Annotated in this window: 1 pseudogene; it reads right to left on the bottom strand. The window is 57.5% G+C overall.

The features are described from left to right. Positions 1–514, bottom strand: a pseudogene (locus tag HMPREF1992_RS11220) (hypothetical protein); the annotation flags it as partial. Between the last annotated feature and the right edge of the window lie 77 nt (positions 515–591).

Genomic DNA, 591 nt, shown 5'->3' with positions numbered 1-591 from the left:
CGAACAGCCAGAAGGGGACGTACATGGACTGGATCTCTTTGATGCGGTTCTCGGAGGTGAACTCCTTCGGGAGCAGGCGCTTTCCCTTGTAGAACTCCGTGAGTGCGGCGACTGCCTCCTCCTTAGTCTTCTTGAACGGGATGATGACATCGGGGCGCAGCATGCCGTCGAACCGGCGCGGGATCATGTTCGGGCTGCCGCAGTAGGCGCACTCGGTCGCCATGGTGTTGCCGTCGGAGACGAGCTCGGCACCGCAGGAGGAGCAGGTCTGGATCATCATGTGCGCCGTCTCGGCATCATCCCATGTGCCAGAGACGTTCTCGGTGTTCCACTGCGCTTCTTTTTTCTCCGCAGCCTGCACGGCCTTTTCCTGCTTCTTTTCGAAGAGGGCATCCATCTCCGCGATGCTGATCTTGGTATCGCAGAACTCACAGGTCACATGGTTGTGTTCGGGGAGGAAGGTGAGCGGCGCACCGCATTTGGGGCATTTGTAGCTGACGCTTGTATCGGGCATAGGTACCTCCAGGGAATCGCTGATAATAATGAAGTCCGTCAGGTTGGCGTAGATTTTTTCGTCCGAACAAGGAGGCA

This window comes from Selenomonas sp. oral taxon 892 str. F0426 (genome assembly GCF_000468035.1).
Classification (GTDB): Bacteria; Bacillota; Negativicutes; order Selenomonadales; family Selenomonadaceae; genus Centipeda.
Note: the sequence above shows the minus strand (reverse complement) of the source record. Positions and strands in the feature narration are given on the sequence as shown.